Consider the following 21,930-nt stretch of genomic DNA (forward strand, 5'->3'; position numbering starts at 1 on the left):
ACACATTCCGCACCTACGGCGCGGAGGAGCAGTACTTAGGATCCAAGTTACCCACATTTAGCCCCTCACGGGGCTGCCATCTTTAAGCTAAATAACTATACCATGAACCAATACCAACAGCTCTACTCTGTCACTACAAGAGTCACAATCGTTCAATCTCTTACCCAGAAAACAAAAACGACCACTCCGTTTTCCTGCTCCGTTAGGAGCAATATGTTGGTAACCCTCAAAGCTCTGGATCAACCTCCGCGCCCTAGGTGCGGAACGTAAACCTTCAACAACTGGCATCACAAGAGTACCCTTCGTTTAACCCCTAAACAGGATGCCGCAACACAGAAATAGCCACTTCGCTTGCCTGCCCCGCCAGGGGCATAATGTCGGTAACCCAGAAACAACGCCACAGCCCCGCGCCGTAGGTGCGGAAGGTAAAATCCGAAGCCCCCAGCACCATTAGACTTGCCCCGGCTTAATCTCCATACAAACTTCACTAAACGGCAATGGCAACTTAACAGGCTGCTCCGTTAGGAGCAACAGGTCGGTAACCCTCAAAGCACTGGAACAGCCCCGCGCTGTAGGTGCGGAATGTGAGACCATGACAACCAACGCCTCAAGCTACACGCACACCTGGCCTCCCGTAGGAAAACCTTATTCAAAAAGGTAGGTGTTCGCGACCCAAACACCACCCTGCCTCGTTATAAAAGAGAACATACCCAGTAACTTATGACAAAAAACAAATGGATAGCACTATTTGCCTGCATCGGCTTTGCAGTCTCCGCCCAGGCCCAAAAGTACGAGCGCGAAGCCCGCATCAGAGCCTCTGAAATGCCTGCTATGGCATTAACGTACCTGGCAAAGACCTACCCTGAGCGCAGCCGTACCCGACACTACGAGGAACATAGCCGACAGGGAAAAGAAGAAAGCCTGCAGTTGTTCTATGAGTCTAAGTTCAGAATGGACGGGCACCGCTACAGCGTTAAATTCGACAGCCTGGGGGCCTTGTATGATGTAGAACGGATCGTAGCATTCGAACAGCTCCCCTCCCCCGCCCGGCAGGCTGTACAAGAAGACCTGGGGCATGCCTTCAGGCATTTCCGCATCGAAAAAATACAGGAGCGCTATGCTCCTTCCGGACAATTGATGGGCTACGAAATAGAAATCCGAGGCAAGCGGGACAATACGGTTGGTCAGTTTGAGCTACAATATTCGCCTGATGGTAAACGCCAATCGCTGGAGCCTATCGAATCCGACCCCAATCCGTTCTTTTTCTTTTAAAATCAACACATGAAGCGACTTTTAACCGGACTGCTGTGCCTTAGCATAGCCCAACTATCCTACGCCCAATCGAATACAGTGGAGTCTTTCTTCCAGTTTGCCAAAGGCATCGAGATTTCAGAGCGCTGGTCAGCGGATGTGCGGACGGAGCTGCGCCTGACGCATTGGGAGGACGATGATGGATTTCAGCCTGCCTGGTCCCAGCTTTATGTTCAGGGCGGTCTGGCGTATGACCTGGCGAGTAACTGGAAAATCGGTGCCACTTATCGGTTGGCGCGACGGGGCGGATTGGACGAAGTGCCCAATATCGAGAACCGGTTCGCCCAGCAAATTACCACCAGTCAGCGCTTGCGCAAATACCGCCTCCGGGAACGCCTGTTATTGGAGCAGCGGGTCTTCCGGCAAGCCACACGCCACCGCTGGCGCTTCAGAGTGGCACTGGACTATCCGCTCAATGGCGATAAACTGGACCCCGGCGAATGGTACCTCAACCATCAGACCGAATTGTTGTCAGAACCCTTCGAGGCCGATGCCTGGACAGGGCGCGAGCACCGCCTCTACACCGGTACCGGCACCCTTCTGCCCACCGGTAGCCGGCTGGAGATTGGGATAGAAGCCCGTTTCCCACGAGAAGCCTCCAACGGGCGCTACGGACAACGCTGGGTACTGCGGACCAACTGGTCTTGGTGACCGTTCCTCGAATTTCCATCCAGATTCATCGCATTTTCACGCAATTCCCCGGAGAAATTCGTACTTTGATGATGTATTTTAAAACCGCGCAGCCCCGAAACCACGCGCAATAAAACTGATAGACTATGGGATTTTCACCTGTTTTGATTGCCCTGATTTTCTTTGGCATCATCATTCTCTTTTCCGGCATCTTCACCGTGCGTCAGCAATCTGCTGCGCTGGTAGAACGCCTGGGCCGCTACTACGGTACCCGCCGGTCTGGCCTTCAGTTCAAAATTCCGATTATTGACCGGATCGCCGGCCGGGTAAGCCTGAAGGTGCAGCAGCTGGATGTCAATGTCGAAACCAAGACCCGCGATAACGTTTTCGTCAAACTCCGGGTGTCCGTGCAGTACTACATCCTTCCGGAAAAAATTTACGATGCCTTCTACCGCCTCGAGAACTCACACGAGCAGATTACGGCATACGTATTTGATACCGTCCGTGCGGAGGTGCCTAAGATGAAGCTGGACGACGTTTTTGAGCGCAAGGATGACATCGCCCTGGCGATCCGCCGCGAGCTGGAGGAATCCATGAATGAGTATGGCTACGGCATCGTGAAAGCCCTGGTGACCGACATTGACCCGGACATCGAGGTTAAAAATGCCATGAACCGCATCAACGCTGCCGAGCGGATCAAGCTGGCAGCCGAGTATGAAGGTGAGGCCGAGCGCATCCGCATCGTAGCCAAAGCCCGTGCCGAAGCCGAAAGCAAGCGCCTGCAGGGACAGGGTATTGCCGATCAGCGCCGGGAAATTGCCCGCGGTCTGGAAGAGTCGGTTGAGGTGCTGAACAAAGTGGGGATCAATTCCCAGGAAGCTTCTGCGTTGATTGTTGTGACACAGCACTACGATACGTTGCAAGCTATGGGCGAGAACTCCAACAGTAACTTGATTATGATGCCGAATGCGCCCAGCGCCGGTGCCGATATGCTTTCGCAAATGACCGCTTCTTTCGTTACTGCTCAGCAAATGGGTGAAGAAATGAAGCAAAAAACGATTGCCAACGGCAGCCATAATAAGGGCTAATGCTCAAACCAGATACTATTGTTTGATGTAAGAGAAGAAACCTTCTGTGAGTTTTATGACTCACAGAAGGTTTCTTTATTGATAGACATTTCCTTATCGCTGTATCATAAGCGGAATGACGTTTTGCTCCCCTTCCGCCCGGAGGCTCAGCTGATACCAGCCTTCCGGCAAGTTGCCCAGTTGGAAGTTGGCATTGCCGCCGAAGAGCTCCAGGGTACGTTGCCAAACCGGCTGCCCAAGGGCATTAAACAGTATGGCCTCTGCCGTATTGGCTTCCGTCCAGCCGGTTTGAAGATGAATAGCCTCCCCTGACGAAGGGTTGGGGAAAAGGGAAATGCCCTTCGCAGGAAGCAGTGTATTGGAGCTATTAACAATACCAGGGTCACAGGGCTCACCTGGATTATCGATGGGCCCGAGGCGGTAGTTGGGGTAAATAGAGTTTGAAAACTGCCGCATGCCAAAGGGCAGCTGAATAGCATTTTGCTCAAAATTGCAGTCTGTGCCCCCTTCATCCGGATTATGGATGACGTGGATCGTAGTGCAACTTGAACAGAAAACATAAATCCTACAGTCCGGCCCTAATTGCATATTTGCAAAATGGGTTGGGATGGGATCTGCATACCCATCAAAAGTATCTATGAGAATGCGGCTGGCTTCAATATCAGTTGCCCATAGGTCGTATTGGTATAGCTCAAAATTGTAGCTGGCATATAAGTACTGCCCGCTGGGGGAAAAAGCAGCACCTGCCTGGAACCCTGGATCATCAGGGATAGGGAAAAAATGAGGATTGCTAAATAATCCAGTTTCACGGTCGAAATCGAAGAGCCTAATGCCTTCGTTTTCATCATTGAGGATATATGCAAACTTGGAACCATCGGGAGAAAAAACAGATTGTCCCTGGGTAAACCGAAAAATAGATGTGCCGATATTCTGCCCACTTTGCTCCACAACACCTTCATTTGTTAGCAAAAACTTGTGGTAATAGTTCCCTTGGTTTTCAGGGCAGATTATCCACCAGTCTTGTCCATTGGCATGTTTTACCGCTGTTATTTCGCCCAAGGGTATAAGGTTATCTGTATTGTCAACAAGTATTGAGTTTTTTTCAATAACGGCACCCATTTCTGTATTTGCTCTCGAGTCAATTGTGGTATACAGAAGTTGGATTAGGCTTGAAATATTTGAATTAGGAGCTGGTAGATAGGTCTTTTTTATGTGAAAAAGGAAATATGTACTATTATCTCCTGGTTTAGGTAAGCTAAGTGCCCCTTGAGTAGGAACCGTATAACCTGGAGAGTGTTGGCTTTCATCACAATGTAAATCGTGAACCTCACCCGGATTAATCCCATCCCCATTTTCCATAAGCTGATGCCGGGCATTATGTATTTCGCACCCATTGGTATAGAAAATCAATTCCCCTTCCGCATTGCTCATGGTAAAATTGGTGCCCCCGAAAATCATCTGTACACTGTCCGGAGCACTGATGGCAGGGGGACTGGAATTAAAGTCGAGGATAGACGCTTCCCCCCAGTCATTATTTATGATGTACTGTTCACTGAACAGCCAGGTGTAGTCGTGTTTTTGGGCGGATAGGTTGGAGGTAAATCCGGCCATACAGCAGAGTAAAGTCAAAAAAGTTCGCATGTTCAAAAATTAATGTGAGGCCGTCTTAAAAGCCCTGAAGCCCGAGGACAGGATTCACCCTGAAGTCAGACACTGGCTTCGGGATGTCTGATCTAAGCTGGCTATTTGACGGTCCTGTGAGGCCTCAGAGGGCCTGATGTTGGCTAAGCGGCCATTTTGAGTGCATTTTGGGGGTATTCTAATGCAATTTGGGCGTTATTTGGGCCTGGTTGATGAGGGCCGGGCATAGGTATCCTCTTGGCTCTCCTTAAATTGTGCCATTTGGTGAAATTATTGGCGATAGCAAGCAGCCCCATCTCGACATTTACGCCTTTAAGCCCCTGTAGCATGAACCGTCTGAAGCCCCGGTCTTGCTTGATGTGGCCAAAAACAGCTTCTACATCGATGTTGCGCTGGATCTTCTTTCGTTGCCCTTTTAGCGACTGCAGGCGCTCCTTAGCCTTTTGCCGGTACTGGCGGGCCTTGTGGCTTATCTTTATGGCCCGGTTCTGAGCTTTGGCTTTGAAGCATTGGCCACGTAAGGGGCAGCCCTCACAATTTTGGGCCTCATATATATGGATGGTTCTTATATATCCCGTTTTTGTTTTTTCTTTCGTCTGGCCCACTTGATGCATGTGCTGGCCCATAGGGCAAACAAAGTAGTCCCCCTCTTCATTATAGTGCAGCGCCTGCTGGGGGAACGCATGCTTATGCTTGCCCTTTTGCTCTTTATGGTAACCTGGGTATTTGACATAGGCTTCTATACCTTTCTCTTCCAGATACTCGTAGTTTTGCTCGCTGCCATAGCCTGCGTCAGCACAAACATTATCCGGCAATTTCAACCCGGCATTGTCTAGTACCCCCAGGGTGTCATCCATATGGGCTACAAAACAGCTTATGTCAGAAGCCGTCTGGTGCACCGTATAGTTGACGATAAACTGCTGTTCGGTACCGACCTGAAGATTGTAACAAGGCCGCAGTTGCCCATTGCCCAAGTGGTCGTCCTTTGTCCTCATGAAAGTAGCATCGACATCCGTCTTTGAATACGAGGAACGCCCGCCCAACAGCCGCTCTTGCTCTTCGTAACCTTCCAGCTTGGGCAGATGGTCTTTTGGCAGTTTGCCGGCCAGGCGCTTTTGCTTGGCTTGCGACTTGGACGGCTTGGTGTCTTCACCCCCGGGCATTTCACTGTCCAAGCGGCTGTTGATACGGCTGATGGCCTCGCGGACTGCCTTGCTGTCGCTAAGTGGCTGCTCCCCTTCTGCCAGCACATCCGTCTTTGTGCCTGGCCCGCCAGGGTCAGGCGGGGGGCTGTCCTCTTGGCTGGACAGCTCATCTATGTGCGCCAGTATCTGGGCCACCTTCTCCAAAACAGAGGCTTTGTAACGGGCTACGTTCTTAGCCCAGACAAAACTATAGCGGTTGGCCACCGATTCCATTTTCGTGCCGTCGACATAATAGTCCTTGAGCTGGACGTAGCCCTGCTCTACCAGCAACAGCAGCACCTGGGCAAATACGTCCTTGACCGTATTGCTCAAACGGTGCTTGCGGAAACTGTTGATCGTGTTGTGGCCTGGGTGCTGGTTCCCGCTTAACCACATGAAGCAGATATTCTCGTGGCAGGCTTTTTCAAGCATGCGGGAAGAATAGACCTTTTCTACATAACCATAAACCAATATCTTTAACAACATCTTGGGGGGGTACGAACTCGTACCCCCTCCCTTGTAGGTAGACAGTACCTTGTCCAAGTCCATACCGTCTATAGCCTCGTTAATCAACCGCACTTTATGCTGTGCAGGTATCAGCTCCCCTATAGTAGGCGGAAACAACCACCCTTGATCCTGGACATATGGCTTGAATACTACGCCACGGCCCGATGGCTTGTTACTCATCTGAAGGTGTATTATCTTTCCCTCAAGATACAAATCATTGGCTGGTATTAAAATCCTGCGCAGTAGGGGCTTTTAAGACAGCCCCAAAAAGTCAATAAATTTTATTTTCTATCGCTGTATCATAAGCGGAATAACGTTTTGCTCCCCTTCCGCCCGGAGGCTCAACTGATACCAGCCTTCCGGCAAGTTGCCCAGTTGGAAGTTGGCATTGCCGCCGAAGAGCTCCAGGGTACGTTGCCAAACCGGCTGCCCAAGGCCATTAAACAGTATGGCTTCTGCCGTATTGGCTTCCGTCCAGCCGGTTTTAAGATTAACTTCTTCTCCGGATGTTGGGTTAGGGTATACCAAAGCATTACCTGTAGGTGTTGGGGCAGCTAAAGCAGGTGGAGGGCTACATAACAGAGCATCATCAAATTGGATGTCAGGGTTGATAGCAGCATACATACTTCTGGCAAGGCTGGTCGCGTCACCACCCTTGGCGATACACATATTAGCTATTCTAAGGAGTAAGGTTGACTCTTCTTTTGACATTTCATTGCCCTCTATCAAGCGGCTTACAAATAGATTCAACATAAACTTCCAGTCGCTCTCCATAGAATTAGAGGTAGAAATACTATTCAAAAGCGAGTGTGCACTTGCTAACGACAAGACTCTTTTTTCCTCAATTATTAGCCCTAAAGAGTCTACTGTTGTCTTTAGTGTTCTGATGGTATCTAATTGGTTGACTTTTAGTTGCACCGCATTTAGACTATCAGTACTGTTGCTGGCCTCCAACAATAATTGGTTGGTTTGTGAAAGAGAAGACATGGTTTCTTGTCTTTCTGTATTTAAGTCCTGAATCACGCTATCCAGGACAGCGTCTGGGCGAAGTGTCTCTTCAATTTTCTTCTCTGCCAAATAAAAGGCACCTATATTGGAAGTTTCAGCTGTTTGAACGAAACTGTATTCTGGTGTGCCATAGGTCAAAGGGACATTGAAATCCTTGATCCTGGCATACAGATGCCGCTGTGCCCTCCATAGTTGTTCACTTGGGTACAGGTCAAAATCTATGGTCCCATTCGCTACAAATTGGTCGGTGGAGTCAATTTCCAGCATCTTCTCCGTAATGGCACCAATTCCGTCCGGGCATTGTCCCGATGTAGGGCAAGTAATGGTGGCAGCTGGATCAGCAACTGTTGAAAACCACTGGCCGGTATTCACCTGAGTTGGTAAAAAGAAAGAATTCTCAAAACCATCTGTAATGAATTCAGAATCAATTATCACAGCCGGATCTGAACTTTCATGAAACGCCTGCCAGCCTCCTGATGGAGCAGGTTCCAACCACAAGTTTCCGTTATGAACCTGATCACCAATGGCATCGCTAACCAATAGCCCAACCTGATGCTCATTAAACGTATTAGCAATAAGATCGGTATTGGCATCAGAAAACATGATTTTCAATCCGGTATCCGTTTGGTCCATGTCGTTACATATAAAAGTAGAAGAGGCATCACTGTTGATTTCAATGCCAAACTCCGTATCATTTACAGTGCCCACTTCTAACTCTGCAATTTCATTACAGCCAATAAACCCACGAGACGTATTCACCTTCATACCGTAGCCCGTAGAGGAAGAAAAGTTGCTTCCATCAGAAAGAATACTATTGTTGCGGATAGAAATAAACCTGCCATTTTGTAGAGTAATGCCTTTTGAGAGCTCTGCACTAATAGAAGAGAAAAGGTTATTTTCTAATCGATAAGCTCCAAGGACTACCCCAAATGGATTTTCATTTGCAATTATACCTCTAGCTTCGGGAGGAAAGATAAACGAGGTGAATTGCTGAGGAGAGAACGAGAAATCGTTATTACCTACTAAAACTAATGCAGGAGTGTTTTGAGATAGCGATACACCCGTCATAAACTGACGCTGATCTCCAGATAGGCTGTTGTTTCGGATAACGATTCGGTTAGACTGCTCGACGTTAAAGCCAATACGGTTATTCTCCATATTGTTTTCTTGAGCAAAGACTACTGACTTTTGCCCCTTTATTCCAATGTCGCAATTCTCAAAGGTGGTTGTACCATTTTTGCCAAACCCTCGTTGAAAAAGTAAATCATATGGAGAAGCGGAGTTTGTGAAAATTCCAAGCCCATCAGGCATGTTTAAGAAACGAGAATTTTCGACTGAAGCACTTGAGTTAATTAGTACAATTCCATTCTCAAGTTCACTGTAAGTATTCCAAGCAGCTACACCGGGAGCTTGGGCACCAGATAAATCAACTGCACTCATATCATGGGCCTCAACCCCTGCATATCCCATACTATACTGTGAGCTTTTCAATTCTGGTGCAGTAAAGTTGTTGCCAAAAAAACTGGAAAGCTCGGCTTCTGGTCCGGTGCTTGACGTAGGGAAGTATAGGCCTACACGGTTGTTGATGAAGTCATTATACCTAAGTGAAACTACACTGCCGCCATTGGCCGTGATTCCTCTCAGGGCATCTTCTATTATGGATTCAGAAAGAACAAGAGAGCTTCCTGATTCTAGTTCTATGGTTTCCCAAAGTTCACTACACCCAAAAAAGGTTGCATCCTCTGCCTTCAAGGTGTTTCCTGACTCAACAAGTATTTTTGCGTTTGGTCCGAGTCCAATATCAATTCCTGTGGGTAGGGATTGATTTTGGTCGATAACGAGTGTTCCATTTACTTGAAGCTGTATCCCTCCAATTTGAGGAGTAAATGTTAAGGTTGAAACATCAACAGAAGTGCCTGAGGCGATGGTAGTTTCTGGGTAATCCGGATCAAAGAAGCTATCAGAATCGACGGAAGCGCAACCCGAGGCTGATACTGTTGCAGAAAACCTGGCAAGCCCAACCCCTCCTACTAAGTCATTTACCTTAACCCTCATGTAAAAAAAAGATACTTCAGTGTCTAGATAAGATGGCAGATCAGTTGTAAGTATCCATAAGTTTTCACCGAATGAGTTGGTTCCATTAGCAGAAAACCCCATATTATCCACCACTTCAAATTCCTCCTCTAAGGCAATCTCAATAGTGACGCCTAAGAGAGGGTCTTCGTTGCTACCTCTAACTTGAATCTCCAATAATAGTTCTGAGCAATCAATAAGAGTAGAGTTGCCTAGATGTTTTATGCCAACTTCAAATGGGCATTGTTCAATTCTACCTGCGTAAGAAATACCAGGCAAACAGAGAGCTAAGGCTAAAAGGATTATTGTCCTTTTAGTAGAAATAATTAATTCCATAATAAATAGGTATTTAGAGAACGTTTAAAATTTAGATTTAAGGCAAAACAAAAGCATTTTGCCATTCTTGTCATTGGCAACTCAGGGCACTAAGCTCAGCTTTCCTAATTAAAAGGAACTACGTATTAGTGACCGGTTCCCGGACAAAATTATCAGGATATCAAAAGTGAGTCAACCAAGGGTTTAGCCAACCTGACTGAAGCCTAATAAGTCCCAATAAATACTCTTCATACAATTTTATTAAGCGCCAGCGCGTGCATTTATTAGAAAGAAAAAAGAACAACAAAGCCAGGCAATAAAACTTATCGATCTGACCCTATTCTGAAATTTTGTATCGCAATGCTTATTCAATTAGATGCAAGATACCCCCCCCGCGATATTTCCAAATATCTCTAAAGGTTTTTTGAAAAAACATTGTATAAAGGCAATCTAAATTGCACTTAAGAAGCAATTCCACTACTGATTGATCCAATCCACCACTCATTTCCATTTTCATTCCTATCTTTAGGCACAATCCCCAAGCCAAGCGCTAATCAAATTGTGTAACCATTAAAGACGTATGAAGCAATTAAACATTCTCGCTTTTAGCCTGATGCTGCTTTTTTTCCTCAATGCCTGCGCGACTTCGCAAAAAACATCAGAAGCTTCGGCTGAAGCCACTGCCAGCACCGAAAGCAAGGAAGAGGACAAGAAAAAAGACAAAGACAAGGACAAAGGCTACGACGACATTATCACGGACGAAGCCATCACGGATGAGGGGCTTTTCACCACGCACAAAGTGGAAGACAAGTACTACTTTGAAATCCCGACGGAGCTGCTCAGCAAGGAAATTCTGGTGGTCAGCCGGATTTCCGGGCATGTGAAAGGGCTCAATTTTGGCGGGGCAGGCATGAAGTCCCGCCCGCAGCAGGTCATCCGCTGGGAGCAGCAGGACGATCACATCCTGTTGCGCTCGGTTTCCTACAACAGCGTGGCCAGTTTTGAAGACCCGATCTACGAGTCGGTGAAGAACAACAACTTTGAGCCCATTATCGAACGCTTCAAAATTGAAACGTACAACCCGGATTCCACGGCAGTGGTCCTGGAGGTTGGGAAGTTCTTTGTAGAAGATGTGCCTATGCTGGGCCCACTTTCAGACAGTCAGCGGAAAAACTTTGGCATTAAAGGGCTGGATGGCGGCCGCAGCTTTATCAAACATATGAAAGCCTACCCGTCCAATGTAGAGGTGCGCCATGTACTGACCTTCAAAGGCAGTGACCTGCCAGACAATCAGCTGACCGGCACGCTTTCCATTGAAATGAACCAGTCCTTTATCGAACTACCCGAAGAGCCCTGGCAGCCCCGCTACTACGATGACCGGGTGAGCTATTTCAGCCTGAGCCAGATTGACTACAGCGCCGATGAGCAGAAGGCAGCCAGAAAGCGGTACATCACTCGTTGGCGGCTCGACCCTTCCGATATGGAAGCCTACAAGCGGGGCGAACTGGTGGAGCCTAAAAAGCCCATCGTTTACTACATCGATCCAGCCACACCGGAAAAATGGCGCCCCTACCTCAAGCAGGGCGTGGAAGACTGGCAGAGCGCTTTTGAAGCCGCTGGTTTTAAGGATGCCATCATTGCCAAAGACCCACCGAGCAAGGAGGAAGACCCGGAATGGAGCCCGGAGGATGTCCGCTATTCGGTTATCCGTTACGTTTCTACGGAGATTCAGAATGCTATGGGCCCGCACGTGCATGACCCGCGCACTGGCGAAATCCTGGAAAGCGATATCATCTGGTACCACAATGTGATGAACCTCCTCCGCAACTGGTTTCTCATCCAAACGGCTGCCGTTAACCCGGCTGCCCGCAGCGTGAAATTTGAAGATGAGTTAATGGGCGAGCTGATCCGCTTTGTGGCGGCGCACGAGGTTGGGCATACTCTGGGACTGCCCCACAATATGGGCTCAAGCGTAGCCTACCCGGTAGACTCTCTGCGCAAAGCCGGTTTTGTGCAGCGCATGGGCGTGGCACCATCTATTATGGATTACGCCCGTTTCAACTATGTGGCCCAGCCCGAAGATGAAGGTGCAGGCCTTTTCCCGACGATTGGCCCTTACGACACCTGGTCGATCATTTATGGCTACAAGCTCATTCCGGATAGCGACAGTGCCGAAGGCGAACGCGCTACGCTGAATGAGTGGATCAAAGAGCGGGCAGACGACCCGGTTTACCGTTTCGGTCAGCAACAGTGGCGCGTAGTGGACCCCAGTGCGCAGACGGAAGACCTCAGTGGTGAGCCGGTCAAAGCAAGCGACCTGGGCATCAAAAATCTGCAGCGGATACTGCCCCAACTCATCGACTGGACCAAGCGCGAAGGAGAAGACTACGATGACCTGGAAGAGCTGTACAAGCAGGTCGCCGGGCAATTCCGCCGCTACGTGGGCCATGTAGGCAATAACGTAGGCGGTGTTTACGAATACGACAAAACCTACGATCAGGAAGGCCCCGTGTACACCCACGTACCGAAGGACCGTCAGAAAGCCGCTGTGGATTTCCTCGACCGGCAACTGTTCACTACTCCATCCTGGATGATCGATAAGGACATTATCTCCCGGGTAGGCGCTACGGTGATTGTGGACCTTATCCGGGGCTTACAGTCTTATGGCATCAACCTCCTGTTCGGCAGCAAGCGCCTGAACCGGATGATGGAGAGCGAAGCGCTCAATGGTACGGACGCTTACACCATGGGGAGCCTTTTCAAAGATACCCGCGATGCCATCTTCCGGGAAGTCCGGCAGGGCGATGCCGTAGGCCCTTACCGCCGCAACCTGCAGCGCCTCTACGTTGACCAAATGGGCGAATTGCTCATGGAGTCCGGCGAGGACGCCGACTACAGTGACCAAAAAGCGATGGCTCGTGCCAGCTTGTCCAGGATTGAAAAACTGCTGGAAGCTCAGGGCGGTAAGGCCAAAGATGCAGCCACCACCGCTCACTATGAAGACCTGCTGGCCCGTATCGACCTGATACAGGAAGGCAAAATGCCCGCTGGCAAAAGTGGCCGTTCAAGCAGCCTGCAGGAAAGCGATTTCCACTTCAACTGCTGGCATGATTAGCATTGAATGCTGACGCCTTGACGAAAATCAACCACCGCCCCTTTCCGAAAACTCCGGAAAGGGGCGGTTTCTTTGCAGGAAGGTGTTATTTTTGGCGCACAACAATACCACATCAGTTATGCAACAATCTCCTTTCCGGTTTATCGCATCCGCTTCCCTTTTGGCAATCGCACTCTATGCCCTTTCCTGCAGCAGCGAAACCGCCCCCGAAACCACCGAGCCCAAACTGACCGCCTCCTCTATCAATCCCAATGGCGATAGCGAGCTCGCGCTGCTGATGCGCGCCATGTACGACGATGCCGCACAGATGAAGAAAGCCATTGAAAATGGAGAACAGCCGGTTTCCCAGCTGGATCATGAAAAAATCCTAACCGCCTCCGCTACTGAACCAGAGAAAGCCGCCTCTGACACGTACAAAGTCCACGCTCAGTCTTACCTTCAAACCCTAAAAGCACTGGAAAAAGCTGATGTAGCGGAAGCCCAGGTATTATTCAAGGATATGGTAGACAGCTGCATGGGCTGCCATACCGCGCTTTGCCCTGGACCAAAGATGAAGATTAAGCATTTGTATTAGCGGTTGTCAAAATCCAATATCCCATACCGCTGTATCTCCTGGGGGAACCTGAAAAGTCTTTGTTCGGATACCTCCCATTGCAATGTATTGGCGAATTTCCGTTAAGACTTCTACTTCAAATGCAGCGGGAATAGGGGCATACACCGTTTTATTACTAAAAGAGTCAAGTTCATGAACCCCAAAAACAGGAGTTATTAAGCCAGTTCCATTTGGATAGCCCGGCTTTTTCAAGCGATTAACAAACTTCACAGGCACTACCCCTTCTCCGGGTACCAATTCACCAGTCGAACTTCAGTTGCTGTAGTCTTTTCATTAACCATTGCTTTGAACTGCTCCACATCACTAAAAGTACCGTCTCCATTGCGGTAGTGGTAGGGATAAACCACCTTTGGCTTAAAGTCAGTTACCGCAGAGGCTGCCTGCTCAATGCCCATGGTGTAGGGCAGGTTCATGCAAACAAATGCGATATCGATATTTTCCAGCTTTCGCATTTCGTCAATGTCTTCCGTATCGCCTGAAATGTAGACGTGCTTACCGGCAATCTGAATCACGTACCCATTGCCCCAGCCTTTGGGATGGCGGGAATCTTCGGTCTCCAGAAGGTTGGTGCAAGCTTAAAAGGTTAAAAACCGGATTGTGTTTAGGGGATTTCACTAAAAGGAGACCAGAAAGAAAAAAAGTAATAAATTAGAGCTTCTTCAATCTAACTTTGTTTGTTTAGTTCTTGATGAATCCAGGCCTTCAAAACCGCTTCACTTTGTAAAAAATCTGACCCACATGAAATTTCCAATATCCATCACCTTACTATTAGCCCTGTTCACCCTGCCTTTCCTAAGCAGCTGCAATCTGGACGATGGCACTGATGTAGCCCCGGAAGAAGGCCTTCCTACCATCGATATCGGTTCCTACAGCTTGTTGCCGGAGAGCATTGCCCAAATCCCCTATGTTAACCAATCCGGGATTATTTTTGTGGATACATTCGGAACAGAAGTCTTTTTTAGCATTGAAGAAGAGGATATTTTCGAGTCCAATGGTTCGAACTACTACCGCTACGATGTCTTTGAAGAAGGAGATACGGTGGTTTATGAGTTCAATACAGAGATAAAGACCTTCAATCTGGAATCCACCGCACTCGGCATGCAGTTCAGGCTCCGGCTAAGGGCTATGCCTTACTACGCAGACCCCGAAAGTGAGGCGGTTGCGGACGTTATGGAAATCTCACTGCCCTTCCTTAATTCACCCAGCTTCTCCAGCCAAATTGTTTTTCGGCATGAGGTGGACACCCGGTCCTACCCTACCTCCTTCAACAATGAACCTATTCCGGAAATTGAAATATTTGACCGGACGTTCACAGAAGTAATCTGGAATGATTATACCAATCCCATATCCCAGGTCTACTTTAATTTTGAGTATGGCATCGTTTCCTTTACGGACTACCAGGGGAAGCAGTGGCGGTTTGAGGACTTTCAGTAAAACAGAACAGGCTCCTTCCTTCCGGAGGGAGACCTGTTCATGCATAAATTGTAGCCTAACAGTTGTCCCAGGGGCCGCCTTTTTTTACATTGGTAAACCGGGCGCCATCCAACCGGAAGAGCCCGCCGCCCCCACCGACCCACAGGCGGCCTATGCGGTCCTCAAATACATCTTGAACAGCCTGTACACCAAGCCCGTCCAATTCGTTGTAATTGCGTAGTCGAATACCATCGTAACGGTACAGCCCAAAACCCTCTGAGCTGAACCAGATTTCGCCCTGATAGTCCCGGTAAACTTTCCAGGCTTCATCGTCTCCAATGGTGTCATTTGCTTTGAAGTGCAGTTGGGTCTTGCCTTCTGCATAATAGCTGACGCCATTGAACATCGTACCCAGCCAAAGCCCGCCTTTCTCATCCGGCACAATGCTGGAAATAGAATTCCCCGCCAGTCCGTCTGCTGTAGTATAATTAGTGAATGTATTACCGTCATAGTGGTATAGCCCGCTGCCATCCGTGCCCAACCAGAGCTGCCCGGCCGCATCTTCGGCAATGCACATGACCCGGTTGGCGTCCAGCGTTTCCAAAGGCTCGGGCGCAGCAGAGGGTGGTAAAGCAACCTGGACAAACCGACCGTTTTCGAACCGGCAAAGCTCCTTCAGCGTGCCTACCCAGATTTGCCCGTTCCGGTCTTCCAGAATACTCCAGGCCCAATTGCTGGGCAGCCCATCTGCTGTGGTATAAGTGGTGAAAGCCTTGCCATCGTAGACCGAAACGCCACCATTGGTCGTCAGCCAGAGACGCCCCTGTTGGTCTTCTGCCATACCTGTCACCTGCGAGCCACCGAGCCCCTCTGCTGTGGAAAAGTACCTGAGCTGTTGCCCGTCATAGCGGCACACCCCAAACTGATTGGTGCCAAACCAGAGGTCGCCATTTTTGTCTTGGAAAATACGGCGCACATACTCGCCGACTTGCATTTCTTCGGGTTTCTGTTGTCCAAGCGCTGCATAATAGGCATCCTCCAGACCGTAGCTGGCCGAACAGCCCTTGCCACTTGCAACGGCACTCTGGCCTGCACGGGTAAATACCGCTCTGCCGGTTTCCGTTTCAGCGGGGGGAGAAGACGGGCTGCAAGCCGCGCCAAGGAATACAAGCCCCGTCAAAATCAAGGCTGGGAAATCAATTTTCAGTTGCTTCATCATTGGTCGATTATTTTTCATAAAGCTACCGGGAAAGGAGGCTTGGTTGCCAGTTTGAATTGTAAATTAGTGTAAAACCCCTTGTAAAACAGTGCGAATGTGGGGATTTACCAATAGCTTTGAACTATGAGCGCGAAGTACTGGATTCTAATTTTGGGGCTGGCTCCTGCCCTGTTTTGCCGGGCCAGCGGAACGGACGCCGCCTTCCTGCAGGAAGACAGCCACGTAGCCGTAACGCTGCGGGCCATTGGGCATGAGCTACTGCTTAGTGTTGGAGATAGTACTTCAAGGGTGTTGCCCGTACAGCAGGTCGGCAACCGGTATAAAGTGCCGTTTGAAACGGCATTTCCGCTCGACCCTACTCATCTTACCACTTTGGTGGAACAGGTCACTACAGGCCGGGCTTTCCCCAATGATTATATTGTGGAAGTGGAAGCTTGCGATGCCCTGGAAATCGTTTACGCCTACGAGATCAGAGACGAAGCGAACAGCAACCTCATTCCCTGTCAGGGACGGGCGTTGCCTACGGATTGCTACAACCTGGTCTTCACCTTTCCGGAGGACAGGATAGAAATGGCTGCAGAGGGTGCTGAACCTATCGCTAACTATTATAAATACGCTGCCCTGGCTTTTCTCTTCTTTCTATTGGCTGGTACTGTTTTCTACTTTAGCAAAAGGCGATCAAAAGCGCCTGTCGGGACAGCAGGTCACCGTACGCTCGGCAGTTTCCGCTTTTCGCCAACCGCTATGGAACTCTCTATAGACGGGCAAGTCACCTCCCTCACCGCCAAAGAAGCCGAACTGCTCGCGCTGCTACATGACCATGCTAATGAAACGCTGGAACGGGATCTCCTACTCAAAACCATTTGGGGCAACGAAGACAGCTATGTGGGCCGTACCCTTGATGTATTTGTCTCCCGCCTGCGCAAGAAGCTGGAAGGCGACCCCGCTGTTAAGATTGCCAATGTGCGGGGCGTAGGGTATAAATTAGTGCTTATTTCTCAGAAATAGCCTTTTGCAATTTGTAAGACGTAGAGTTGCTGGCAAACGATGGAAATTATTGGTATATTGTTTAGCATTATAGGATTCAAGTGAAAACGCCAACGCCCTGTTTTCGCTCCAACCCCATGTGAAATGAAACCGCTCCTGCTAATCTTCAGTTTCTTCATCTCATCGGCTGTGCTTGGACAAGTCCCCTTTTGTGCATTAGGTGCTGAGTGGGGAGGCTATGTTCAATGTTCGCCCGCCTGGTTCCCCTGTGCACCGGGATACCCATTTTCCTACACAGCTAAAGTGACTGAAGATACCATCATACAGGGTAAGTACTGCACCATTATTCCTGAACAGGACTGGTGGGCTACCTCAAGCCCGCTCCCTAACTTAATTGTGCACCAGGATGGGCATCAGATTTACCGATACGACAGAGATTCAGCAGATTTCAAGCTTGTAATGGACTTTGAAAAGAATGTGGGCGAATCATGGCAAATTGAAGTGCCTAAGTACTGGACAGGTAACGATATCGACACTTTAACTGTAACAGTGACGGAAAAAGATGGACCACTCAGACGGGTAAATATCAACGAGTGGGTGGACAATATACTACTCTATGAGGGCTTCGGTGGCGTAAACCCCAACTGCAGAATGTTTATCAGCCCATCCTTTTTTTACGTTAGTGATCCTTTCGTATGGGACGAGCTGACCTGCTATTCAGACCCAGTTGAAGGCTTGTTATATGGAAGCTCAACGGGATGCATGCCAACTTCTACCCATGACTCAAAACCTAAGGAAGTGGCTTACCGGATTTTCCCGAACCCGGCCTCTGCTCAAATCAACATAGTGAGCAGCTATCCTAATCATTTCAATGAAACCGCAGAATGGATATTAGTGGATGCCGTTGGTAAAGAAGTCCAGCGTGAACAGTTGCGCTCCGGATCTACAGCATCCATTGCAAGACTGGATAACTTACCTGAAGGCATCTATTTCTGGAAAATAATGGTTAAGCATCAATCCGTCGAGACAGGTAAATTATTGATAGCCAGATAAAGGACTTGACCAATTCTGTGAAATTCTGATTGACGGCTTAATCAAAAAAGCCAGTTGTTATCTCACCGAATCATAAATCTGCAGTTTGCTCCACAACCCCTTCGTCTTTTCAATAAAGTCAAGGTGTACCTGTTCCTTTTGATATTGGTCATGCTCAATCTTAGATGCAAACGTAACAATCAGGCAAAAGTCATAGGAATTGTCCACTACTGCCCGGTCTGTGCCGGCAGGCGTACCGATATGCATGCTCTGAGCGTAAGCAGAAGATCTGATAAAATCCTCCATATCCTTGCGGAAGGTGGCTTTGGCCGCTTCACTCTGCCCTTCCATCCAGAACAGGACGATATGGGCAAAGTCGCCCGAAATGGGGCGGGGAAGTTTTGTGGACGTGCAGGAGGACAGCACCGTCAACAGGACAATACAGGATAAAATATAGGTTTTCATCAAGCTGATTTTATAGTATTTCTAAAGTCCGCAATTGCAGGAAGCTTTCAGTTCCCGTAATTGTTGTCTTATTTTTTGAGACCGGTAATCCTTATAGTCCTCTGCCAACAAAGCTTCCGTTTCCCTGATAAGAAAACGAATATCCGTCACGTCCGGGCGTTTTTTTCTGGGAAGCCCAAGGTAGTATTCAGCCAGTTCAATCATGCCTTCACACCGGTACAAGCGGTTAATGTCCAGCGCCATACTTCCCATTTGGTTGAAAAGCTGAATTTCCGAAGAAGTCAGATGGAAAGATTTGACCACCTCATTGAGTGCTTCTGCCCACTCTGCCCGGTCTTCTTTGCTGCCTTCTTGCAGCTTCAGCAAGCCGGTCAGGGAAAGGAGGTAATAATGTATTACGGAAGAGCGGTAAGCCTGAGGTGAATTTTGGTAATGATTCCTAATAGCCGCAACCAGTACCTCCATTGCGGCATCCGGATACCCCATTTTCTTTTTTAACTCTGCATCTGTTAAATGCATTTGATAGCTCAAAGGCTGGAAATTTGCAGGATTTTGGAAAAACAAACCTTCCACTTCTGCACGGACCAAATTGAGGTAACCTTTGGCGCGCGACAGTTCTCCGAGTTCCAGGGCCACTCTTGCCCTGAAAATATCAATGGTCAGCAACTGTCCTTTTACCAGCTGCTGAACCTGAGGGTGCAAACCATTGGTGCGATCTACCAGAGCGCTGCTACGATCTAAAATTCGATAAGCAGCTTCTAAGTCCTTGCTCCCTATCGCATTCATGGCCCCGAAGAAAGCGATCAGGTTGAGCCCGGAAAGGTACCCCTGCAACAATTGCACACTGGGGGCCGGTTGTGCCTCCAACAATTTTAAGGCTCCTTCTGCATGGGCTATACCTTCAGTGTATTGCCCGGTCCGAAAAGCAAGATACGATGCGAATTGTTGAAGTTCAGCTCTAAGGTTGCCTCCATCGTAAATACCAGTTTCAATATAATCATCAAGGCGTGCGATAAGACCATTTGTTTCCGAAAGCGCATGCCCAGGCTGATGATTGAAAAGCCGTATGCCAACAAGGCTGGAATAAACCATGCGAAGTGCACCGTAAGAAGATATATTTTGATCAGGCTGAAAGTAAGATGTCAGTTCCGCAGCTTCCTCATAGGCCCGGGCAGCCCGTTCAGTATGTCCCGCCGTAAACAGAAAGCCACCGTACCTAAGCAATGTTTGGGCGTAGTACCATACCAGATTAAGCGGACTTTGACCATAATGTTCACGCATGTAACCTAACACCTCTTGATAGACGATATCGGCTTCTGCGAAAGGTGCTACGGTGGGGACCCTTAAGGCCAGATTGGACAGCAGTATAAACCGGTTAGGCAGTCGCCATAGTGCAGGGGATTGCATGAGCCTGTCCAGAGTATCCTGAACGGCAAGGCACAAGGAGTCATAATGGATGGCCTGCCGGATTTTTTCCTGGGCCTGGCTGAAGCCAGCCTTATCCTGAAGATTGCCTTGGGTATTCACTCCTTTTTGGAAATAGGCGTTTGCCAAAAAACCGTAAGCCTGGTTCCTTATACTCAACAAAATCGTGTCTCGCTGATCCTGATAGGCATCACACAGCCTGAGAGCTTCCAGGGCATGAGCTTCCATAGCACTTGTATTTTGCAGGCCACCCTGCACAAAACCCAGTTCACTCTCAATTTGCAACAGCGTTAATGTATCCGAAGCAATACGCTTCGTTCGAGTCAGCACAAGGTTGGCGTTGTAATAATCGTTGACACTCTCTGCCAGAAAACGCCCATAATGCAGCATCACCTCCACATCCTCCTGCAAGGTAACCGATTGCCGGAGCAATTTGCCTATTTCGGCATTCAGGGAGTCAAAGTGGGCCGGGCTGAACCGCAGCATCATGATCCGGGCCTGCAGATAGCAGCCCTTAGCTACTTGTTTTTTGGTGCCCTCCAGTTCACTAAGGACCAATAAGGTGCTATCCAGTTTACCCTGTGCAAAGTACTGCTGTGCTCTTGCGGTAAGCGTATCCGGGCTATTGGCCAGTAGTTTTTCCACCTCCCGGTACTTGTTGACCCACCGGGCAATCGCCTCATCGCGCATTTCGATGACTCCGGTTAGCTGTTTGTTCTTTTGCCTGGAAAACTTAAGCTCACGCAGCAATTCCACCGACAACTGCTCCGGCAGATGGTAGTGGATCACTTTTTTCATAACGTAGGATATTTCCGCTACCTCCGCATACACCACCGGGCTTTGATTCCCCTGTGTGCTGACCGAACTGCCGAAAGCATTTGGGAAATAGGAACGGACCTGTCCTTGTTCCGGAAATATCCCCAGCAAGGACTCGACCTCAAGGAAATCGCCTTGCTCAAGTGCTGCCCTGGCCCGCTGAGCCCGTTGGGTATCTCCTAATTCGCTGATCGTCCCGGCCAATTGATTGTACCTCGATATCCAGGCTGCGATCGCTTCATCGCTTTTTTTCTGGTCTACCTTATTGGTTATCAGCAGGCCGGCAAGCAGCGGAATGAGATCCTCAGGGATGGGCTCATTTACGGCTACTTCATTGTGATAGCGCAGGGCGCTTTGCGTAGCAAAAACAACCGGGCTTTGATCACCGTAGGTTGCCGTGTTTTCCTGACCGTACAAAGAAAAGGCCACGAGCAGGGTAAAAGTGGATAGTAAGGTTCGTTTCATTCCTGATGGCTTGAAGAGTCCTGAACAGTGGTGTTTTGGAAGTTCAGCGTGGCATTATCACCCGTCACTACCGGGCTTTGGTTACCGTGCGTAACAGCTTTCACGGCGGGTTCTTCTTTGTCTGTCTTCAGGTTATAAGCCCAAAGGCTTCCAAGGAACAGGAGGATCAGCAGGCCAGCCGCAGCCCACATCCACTTACCTCGACGCCTGCGCACCGCTGGCCCTTCTCCAATCTGGTCGATCAGATCAAAAAGCGCACGGGCAGACCGGGCCTGTTGTACGTTATAGTCCTCTACGGAAACCGTACCGGTCTTCCAGGATTGCTCATTGGCAAAAAAGTTATGGACGATGGTGTCCCGGTGGGCCTCCAGGCGTTCGGGGACCTCAGCCTGGCTCAACATTTTAAAAGCAGCAGTTAAATCGCCTGATTTGGCCAGTTGGCGTATTTCAGCCAATGAAGATAGTGGTGGTTTCATAAGAGTAAAGTATTGCTTTTGCCAGAGTTTGGCAAATGGAAAATATTTTCGCTTTGCACCACCCCTGGAAACTGTGTAACAAGTTGCACAAAACAGAAATTGACTACCGGCTATCAATACCAGGGGGGCAACCCTCTGCTTAAGCGC

Annotated in this window: 17 protein-coding genes; 8 read left to right on the forward strand and 9 right to left on the reverse strand. The window is 49.0% G+C overall.

Annotated features, from left to right (window positions below):
• Positions 1–720 precede the first annotated feature (720 nt).
• From IX84_RS23915 to IX84_RS23925, 3 genes are all read left to right on the forward strand, one after another.
• Positions 721–1,272: a hypothetical protein gene (locus IX84_RS23915; protein ID WP_044226805.1), complete on the forward strand. Its 552-nt coding sequence runs from the start codon at positions 721–723 to the stop codon at positions 1,270–1,272.
• A gap of 9 nt (positions 1,273–1,281) precedes the next feature.
• The gene (locus IX84_RS31475) at positions 1,282–1,962 is read left to right on the forward strand and encodes a DUF2490 domain-containing protein (RefSeq protein ID WP_052516351.1); all 681 of its coding nucleotides are present in this window, start codon (positions 1,282–1,284) and stop codon (positions 1,960–1,962) included.
• A gap of 125 nt (positions 1,963–2,087) precedes the next feature.
• Complete coding sequence (locus IX84_RS23925; protein ID WP_044226807.1) at positions 2,088–3,029, forward strand: SPFH domain-containing protein; 942 nt, start codon at positions 2,088–2,090, stop codon at positions 3,027–3,029.
• 93 nt (positions 3,030–3,122) lie between these two features.
• Here the strand turns inward: IX84_RS23925 and IX84_RS23930 are convergent, their stop codons facing one another.
• From IX84_RS23930 to IX84_RS23940, 3 genes are all read right to left on the reverse strand, one after another.
• Complete coding sequence (locus tag IX84_RS23930; protein WP_152605212.1) at positions 3,123–4,670, reverse strand: T9SS type A sorting domain-containing protein; 1,548 nt, start codon at positions 4,668–4,670, stop codon at positions 3,123–3,125.
• Between the two features lie 143 nt (positions 4,671–4,813).
• Positions 4,814–6,541 carry an IS1182 family transposase gene (locus IX84_RS23935; protein WP_052516352.1) on the reverse strand — a complete coding sequence of 576 codons (1,728 nt, stop codon included), beginning with the start codon at positions 6,539–6,541 and terminating at the stop codon, positions 4,814–4,816.
• 108 nt (positions 6,542–6,649) lie between these two features.
• Complete coding sequence (locus IX84_RS23940; RefSeq protein ID WP_044226813.1) at positions 6,650–9,778, reverse strand: T9SS type A sorting domain-containing protein; 3,129 nt, start codon at positions 9,776–9,778, stop codon at positions 6,650–6,652.
• Between the two features lie 559 nt (positions 9,779–10,337).
• On the opposite strand from IX84_RS23940, the gene IX84_RS23945 reads away from it, so the two are divergent.
• Positions 10,338–12,872, forward strand: a complete 2,535-nt coding sequence (locus tag IX84_RS23945) for a zinc-dependent metalloprotease (RefSeq protein WP_063978297.1) — start codon at positions 10,338–10,340, stop codon at positions 12,870–12,872.
• Positions 12,873–12,990: 118 nt separating this feature from the next.
• On the forward strand, positions 12,991–13,446 hold the full coding sequence (locus IX84_RS23950; RefSeq protein WP_044226816.1) for a hypothetical protein: 456 nt from the start codon (positions 12,991–12,993) through the stop codon (positions 13,444–13,446).
• Between the two features lie 6 nt (positions 13,447–13,452).
• On the opposite strand, the gene IX84_RS33110 is transcribed toward IX84_RS23950, so the two are convergent.
• Positions 13,453–13,695, reverse strand: a complete 243-nt coding sequence (locus tag IX84_RS33110) for a hypothetical protein (RefSeq protein WP_152605213.1) — start codon at positions 13,693–13,695, stop codon at positions 13,453–13,455.
• A 5-nt stretch (positions 13,696–13,700) separates the two neighbouring features.
• Positions 13,701–14,045, reverse strand: coding sequence for an MBL fold metallo-hydrolase (locus tag IX84_RS23955; protein ID WP_081968918.1), 345 nt, complete (start codon positions 14,043–14,045; stop codon positions 13,701–13,703).
• Positions 14,046–14,223: 178 nt separating this feature from the next.
• Here IX84_RS23955 and IX84_RS23960 point away from each other — a divergent pair, with 178 nt between their 5' ends.
• Positions 14,224–14,919, forward strand: a complete 696-nt coding sequence (locus IX84_RS23960; protein WP_044226820.1) for a hypothetical protein — start codon at positions 14,224–14,226, stop codon at positions 14,917–14,919.
• A gap of 55 nt (positions 14,920–14,974) precedes the next feature.
• Here IX84_RS23960 and IX84_RS23965 read toward each other — a convergent pair whose 3' ends face one another.
• On the reverse strand, positions 14,975–16,117 hold the full coding sequence (locus IX84_RS23965; protein ID WP_044226823.1) for a ligand-binding sensor domain-containing protein: 1,143 nt from the start codon (positions 16,115–16,117) through the stop codon (positions 14,975–14,977).
• Between the two features lie 123 nt (positions 16,118–16,240).
• Between IX84_RS23965 and IX84_RS23970 the strand changes: the two genes are divergently transcribed.
• Entirely contained in the window at positions 16,241–17,125 is an 885-nt protein-coding gene (locus tag IX84_RS23970; protein ID WP_052516353.1) for a winged helix-turn-helix domain-containing protein, read from the forward strand.
• Positions 17,126–17,248: 123 nt separating this feature from the next.
• Positions 17,249–18,157, forward strand: a complete 909-nt coding sequence (locus IX84_RS23975) for a T9SS type A sorting domain-containing protein (protein WP_044226825.1) — start codon at positions 17,249–17,251, stop codon at positions 18,155–18,157.
• Positions 18,158–18,214: 57 nt separating this feature from the next.
• On the opposite strand, the gene IX84_RS23980 is transcribed toward IX84_RS23975, so the two are convergent.
• The 3 genes from IX84_RS23980 to IX84_RS23990 are packed head-to-tail and all read right to left on the reverse strand — an operon-like array spanning position 18,215 to position 21,783.
• A complete protein-coding gene (locus IX84_RS23980) occupies positions 18,215–18,601 on the reverse strand; it encodes a Dabb family protein (protein WP_044226828.1) in 387 nt (128 codons plus the stop codon).
• 21 nt (positions 18,602–18,622) lie between these two features.
• Positions 18,623–21,307 carry a hypothetical protein gene (locus IX84_RS23985; RefSeq protein WP_044226831.1) on the reverse strand — a complete coding sequence of 895 codons (2,685 nt, stop codon included), beginning with the start codon at positions 21,305–21,307 and terminating at the stop codon, positions 18,623–18,625.
• Positions 21,304–21,783, reverse strand: coding sequence for a hypothetical protein (locus IX84_RS23990; protein ID WP_044226834.1), 480 nt, complete (start codon positions 21,781–21,783; stop codon positions 21,304–21,306). The genes IX84_RS23985 and IX84_RS23990 overlap by 4 nt, the downstream gene beginning before the upstream one ends.
• Positions 21,784–21,930: the final 147 nt, after the last annotated feature.

The sequence above is a fragment of the Phaeodactylibacter xiamenensis genome (genome assembly GCF_000759025.1).
Classification (GTDB): domain Bacteria; phylum Bacteroidota; class Bacteroidia; order Chitinophagales; family Saprospiraceae; genus Phaeodactylibacter; species Phaeodactylibacter xiamenensis.

Coding starts and splice junctions, on each gene's coding strand:
- IX84_RS23960 (WP_044226820.1), top strand. CDS start 14,224: ATGAAATTTCCAATATCCATCACCTTACTATTAGCCCTGTTCACCCTG.
- IX84_RS23915 (WP_044226805.1), top strand. CDS start 721: ATGACAAAAAACAAATGGATAGCACTATTTGCCTGCATCGGCTTTGCA.
- IX84_RS23950 (WP_044226816.1), top strand. CDS start 12,991: ATGCAACAATCTCCTTTCCGGTTTATCGCATCCGCTTCCCTTTTGGCA.
- IX84_RS23935 (WP_052516352.1), bottom strand. CDS start 6,541: ATGAGTAACAAGCCATCGGGCCGTGGCGTAGTATTCAAGCCATATGTC.
- IX84_RS23990 (WP_044226834.1), bottom strand. CDS start 21,783: ATGAAACCACCACTATCTTCATTGGCTGAAATACGCCAACTGGCCAAA.
- IX84_RS23940 (WP_044226813.1), bottom strand. CDS start 9,778: ATGGAATTAATTATTTCTACTAAAAGGACAATAATCCTTTTAGCCTTA.
- IX84_RS23975 (WP_044226825.1), top strand. CDS start 17,249: ATGAAACCGCTCCTGCTAATCTTCAGTTTCTTCATCTCATCGGCTGTG.
- IX84_RS23925 (WP_044226807.1), top strand. CDS start 2,088: ATGGGATTTTCACCTGTTTTGATTGCCCTGATTTTCTTTGGCATCATC.
- IX84_RS23980 (WP_044226828.1), bottom strand. CDS start 18,601: ATGAAAACCTATATTTTATCCTGTATTGTCCTGTTGACGGTGCTGTCC.
- IX84_RS31475 (WP_052516351.1), top strand. CDS start 1,282: ATGAAGCGACTTTTAACCGGACTGCTGTGCCTTAGCATAGCCCAACTA.
- IX84_RS23965 (WP_044226823.1), bottom strand. CDS start 16,117: ATGATGAAGCAACTGAAAATTGATTTCCCAGCCTTGATTTTGACGGGG.
- IX84_RS23945 (WP_063978297.1), top strand. CDS start 10,338: ATGAAGCAATTAAACATTCTCGCTTTTAGCCTGATGCTGCTTTTTTTC.
- IX84_RS23930 (WP_152605212.1), bottom strand. CDS start 4,670: ATGCGAACTTTTTTGACTTTACTCTGCTGTATGGCCGGATTTACCTCC.
- IX84_RS23970 (WP_052516353.1), top strand. CDS start 16,241: ATGAGCGCGAAGTACTGGATTCTAATTTTGGGGCTGGCTCCTGCCCTG.
- IX84_RS23985 (WP_044226831.1), bottom strand. CDS start 21,307: ATGAAACGAACCTTACTATCCACTTTTACCCTGCTCGTGGCCTTTTCT.